Source organism: Devosia sp. (genome assembly GCF_017307565.1).
Classification (GTDB): Bacteria; Pseudomonadota; Alphaproteobacteria; order Rhizobiales; family Devosiaceae; genus Devosia.
Genome location: NZ_JAFKHD010000077.1, coordinates 1 through 4,202, shown reverse-complemented (window position 1 = coordinate 4,202; position 4,202 = coordinate 1). Strand labels below are relative to the sequence as shown.

4 protein-coding genes and 1 pseudogene are annotated in these 4,202 nt (G+C 62.4%); 1 reads left to right on the top strand and 4 read right to left on the bottom strand.

What is annotated here, in order from left to right:
* The 4 genes from J0I64_RS02495 to J0I64_RS02480 form a co-directional block, all read right to left on the bottom strand.
* Positions 1–345: MFS transporter (locus J0I64_RS02495; protein ID WP_291406047.1), on the bottom strand; the 345-nt coding region annotated here is incomplete at its 3' end.
* A 47-nt stretch (positions 346–392) separates the two neighbouring features.
* Positions 393–1,526 (bottom strand): HlyD family secretion protein, encoded by a 1,134-nt coding sequence (locus J0I64_RS02490; RefSeq protein WP_291406046.1) that lies wholly within the window; start codon positions 1,524–1,526, stop codon positions 393–395.
* Positions 1,526–1,972, bottom strand: a complete 447-nt coding sequence (locus tag J0I64_RS02485) for a MarR family transcriptional regulator (protein ID WP_291406045.1) — start codon at positions 1,970–1,972, stop codon at positions 1,526–1,528. Before J0I64_RS02485 ends, J0I64_RS02490 begins: the two co-directional genes overlap by 1 nt.
* A 252-nt stretch (positions 1,973–2,224) precedes the next feature.
* Positions 2,225–3,556 (bottom strand): dihydroorotase, encoded by a 1,332-nt coding sequence (locus tag J0I64_RS02480; RefSeq protein WP_291406044.1) that lies wholly within the window; start codon positions 3,554–3,556, stop codon positions 2,225–2,227.
* A 119-nt stretch (positions 3,557–3,675) separates the two neighbouring features.
* On the opposite strand from J0I64_RS02480, the pseudogene J0I64_RS02475 reads away from it, so the two are divergent.
* A pseudogene (locus tag J0I64_RS02475) lies at positions 3,676–4,202 on the top strand (hypothetical protein); the annotation flags it as partial.

Genomic DNA, 4,202 nt, shown 5'->3' with positions numbered 1-4,202 from the left:
CTGCAGCACGCGGAACAGCACCATTTCGGGCAGGCTCTGGGCAATGCCGCAGAGCGCCGAGGCCACGGTGAAGCCGATCACCGCGCCGAGGAACAACCGCCGCTGGCCCAGTCGATCGCTCATCCAGCCGGTCAGAGGCGTCGCGATAGCGGCCGCCACGATATAGGAGGTGAGAACCCAGTTGATCTCGTTCTGCGCGGCGCCCAGCGACGACGACATATGCGGCAGGGCCACATTGGCGATCGTCGTGTCGAGCACCTGCATGATGGTGCCGAGCATCAACGCGAGCGTGAGCATGCCCTTGTTTCTAACGATAAGGGCGGGTTGGGAAACAGCTTCGGCCATGCTGGCCTCCTGAGGGAAAGTGCGGACGGGCCCGTAGGCCCGTCACATCAGAGCGGCTTGGCCGCGCCAGTCATGCGTTCGAGCGTATTGGCTCCGGTATCGACGCTGACCACGGCGCTCATGCCCGAGCGCAGCAGTTCGGCCGGCACATCCTTGCCTTCGAAGTCGACGCGAACGGGCACGCGCTGCACCACCTTCACCCAGTTGCCGGTGGCGTTCTGGGCCGGGATCAGCGAAAATTCCGAGCCGGTCGCAGCACCGATGCTGGTCACCGTGCCTTCGATCGACCGGCCGGGAATGGCGTCGACTGTGACTTCTGCATGCATGCCGACGTGAATGCCGGCCAGCTGGGTTTCCTTGAAATTGGCTTCCACCCAGCTCGCCTTGGTTTCAACCAGGCTTGCAATGGTCGTGCCGGCAGCAACGAACTGGCCGACATTGAGGCTCGAAATCTGGCTGACGACGCCGTCGGTTACCGCAACCACATTGGTCTTGGCCAGGTTGCGTTCGGCCAGGCTCACCTGGGCCAGAGCGGTCTTGACCGCCGGGTGGTCATCGGTTGCAATGTCGGCATTGCCGCCAAGGGCAGCAGCCGCATTGTTCACCTGCTGTTGGGCGGTCGAAACGGCATTTTCGGCCTGCTGCAGCGACAGTTTTGGCGTATCGAGCGTCGCCGTGGAAGCGATACCCTGCTTCACGAGGCTATCCTGCCGGTCAAAGGTCGACTGCTGGATCGCCAGCACGTCGCTCGCTGCCTTCAGCGCCTTTTCGGCCGTGGCATAGGCCACCTTGAGCTGCTCGACATTCACCCGTGCCGTGCCGAGCGCCGCATTGGCCTGCTCAAGCGCGATCTGATAGGGCTCGGGGTCGATGGAGAAGATCGGATCGCCCGCATGCACCAGCATGTTCTCGGTCACGTTGACCGCGGTGATGCGCCCGGCAACGTCAGCCGAAACGGCCACCTTGGACTGCTGCACATAGGCATTGTCGGTTTCTTCGTAGCGGCCGCCGGTCAGGTAGAAATAGGCGCCGGCCGCAACGAGCAGCGCAGGCACGCTGACCATCAGCAAAAGACGCCCGGGGTGGCGCTTCTTCTTTTCCGGCACGTCAGTCGTCACGATTGCATCGGCGGGTGCAGGGGTCGCCTCGCCGGGCTTGGGTTCGGGCGCATGGGCGTTCATCAGACTTCGTCCTTCGTTTCGGCGTCGCCGCCGGCAAGATTGTCGCGAATACGTGCCAGGCCCTCGATCAGGTCCTGGGTTTCCGCCTTGTCCATCCCGGCAATGGCGGTCTTGTAGAGTTCGGTGCCGAGCGTATCGACCATGTGGTAGAGCGCCAGGCCTTCGGTGGTCAGCGTCACTATCTTGGCCCGGCCGTCCTGCGGGTCGGGCGCCCGGCGCACCAGTTTCCGGTCCGACAGGCGCTTCAGAATGGCACTGAGCGTCATCGGGTCCGTATCGATCGCCGTCGCCAGCGCCACCTGCGACATGCCGTCTTCGCGTCCCAGCTTGGTAATGATCCGCCACTGCGGCAGCGTCAGGTCATGGCCACGCGTCTGCTCCTCGAGCTGGCGACGGAATCCCCGTCCCACCTCGTGGATCAGATAGAAAATCGGTGCTGTTTCCATGCTTTTCATCGGGCGGACCCAAATTTAGTAAGCGTGCATATAATATGCCCACTTACTAAACAAAAGTGCGTCTTTGACGAATCTGTCATGCACGGCGCGCGGGGCGCCAAACAGCGCTTCCCACCAAACGCGGGAAGCGCCCAAAAGCTGCTACCTATCGGCTGTCACCCCGGCGCAGGCCAGGGCCCAGCTCCCACCGAACGGGAGCCGCACCAGTGGTGAAACGCTTGATCTCAGGACTGCGAGAGAACGCTAGCCCTGGGCCGGCAACGCTTCCAAAAACCGCATCGGCTGCCCCTTGCTCGGCGTCGTAAGCTCACCCTGCCACATCACCTTGTGCCCACGCACGATGGTGCCGACCGGCCAGCCCGTCACCGTCACGCCGTCATAAGGCGTCCAGCCGGCACGGCTCTTGATCCACTCATTGGTGATGGTCTCGCGCCGCTTCATGTCGACAATGGTCAGGTCGGCGTCGTAACCCACCGCAATCCGCCCCTTGCCGGCAATGCCAAACAGTCGGTTCGGCCCATGGCTCGTCATATCCACAAAGCGCTGCAGGCTCAGCTTCCCCGCATTCACGTGATCAAGCATGGTCGGCACCAGCGTCTGCACGCCGGTCATGCCCGAATGGCTCGCGGGATATTCATGGTCCTTTTCCTCGCGCGTATGCGGCGCATGGTCGGACCCCAGAATATCGGCGACGCCATTCTCGACACCCTTCCAGATGCCCTCGCGATGGATCTTGTCGCGCACTGGCGGGTTCATCTGCGCATAAGTGCCGAGCTTGGTATAAGCCGTCTCATCCAGCGTCAGGTGGTGCGGCGTCACCTCGACCGAGGCCACGTCCTTGTGTTCGGCGAGATAAACAATCTCTTCCTTGGTCGAGATATGCAGCACATGGATGCGCTTGCCGGTTTTTCGCGCGAGATTCACCAGACGCGTCGTGCAGCTCATCGCCACCTCAGGCGAGCGCCAGATCGGATGGCTCGACGGATCGCCCGCCACGCGCAGATGCTTGCGCTCTTCGAGCATATATTCGTCTTCCGAATGGAAGGCGGCGCGGCGCGAAATCGCGCGCAAAATGGCTTCCACACCGGCATCGTCCTGCACCAGCAGCGAGCCCGTAGAAGATCCCATGAACACCTTGACACCGGCACAGCCGGGCAGCTTTTCGAGCACCGCCAGTTCGCCGACATTCTCGTGCGTGCCGCCAATGTAGAAGGCAAAGTCGCAATGCATGCGGTTGGTGCCAGCCGCGATCTTGGCCTCAAACGTCTCGCGCGTCGTCGTCAGCGGATTGGTGTTCGGCATTTCGAACACGCCCGTCACACCACCCATGACCGCGCCAAGCGAACCTGTCTCCAGATCTTCCTTATGCGTCAGGCCCGGCTCGCGAAAATGCACCTGCGTATCGATGACGCCTGGCAGGATGTGCAGCCCCTTGCAGTCGACCACCTCATCAGCGTCGCCAGTGACCGTGCCCAGCGCAACGATCTTGCCGCCCTTCACCGCAATATCGGCCAGCCCCTCACCATCATGGTTGACCACGGTCGCGTTCTTGAAAATCGTGTCGTACTGCGCCATGTCTCTAATCCCGCCGATGGTTGATTGCGTTCGGTTCTAGAAGCTCGCGCCCTTGCCTGTCCATCCCATCACCGGGTCATTCCCGCGAAAGCGGGAACCTCTGTTTGTGGAGTGTCCATATGGCTATCGTGCTGCGCAGCGACCGCGTCATCTTCCGTTTCTCCGGTCCCGAAGCGCATCGCCTCATCAATGATGTGGTCACCGGCGTCATGCCCACATCGTCCGAAGAACCCGCCAGCCTGTGGGCCTTGCTCTCTCCCCAAGGCAAAATCCTCGCCGAAGGCCTCGCCGGATGGGCCGAAGACGCGCTCTGGCTCGACGTCCATCAATCCGTCGCCGACGACTTCTTCAAGCGTATGCGCATGTACCGCCTCCGCGCCAAGGTCGAGATCGACGATCTCCGCGAGACTCACCGCATGGGTTTTGCGACCGAACCCTCGCACCTCGCCCACAAGGACCGCCGCGGCCCCGTCGCCCTCGGTTTCCGCATCATCGCCCCGGTCGAAGCCACGACCGACTGGTCCGACGACACCGCCTACCACACCGCCCGCATTGCCAACGGCATCCTGCACCAGGGCAATGACTGCCCCGCAAACGACACCTTCGCCCATGACATCGGCATGGACATCCTCGACGGCATCGACTT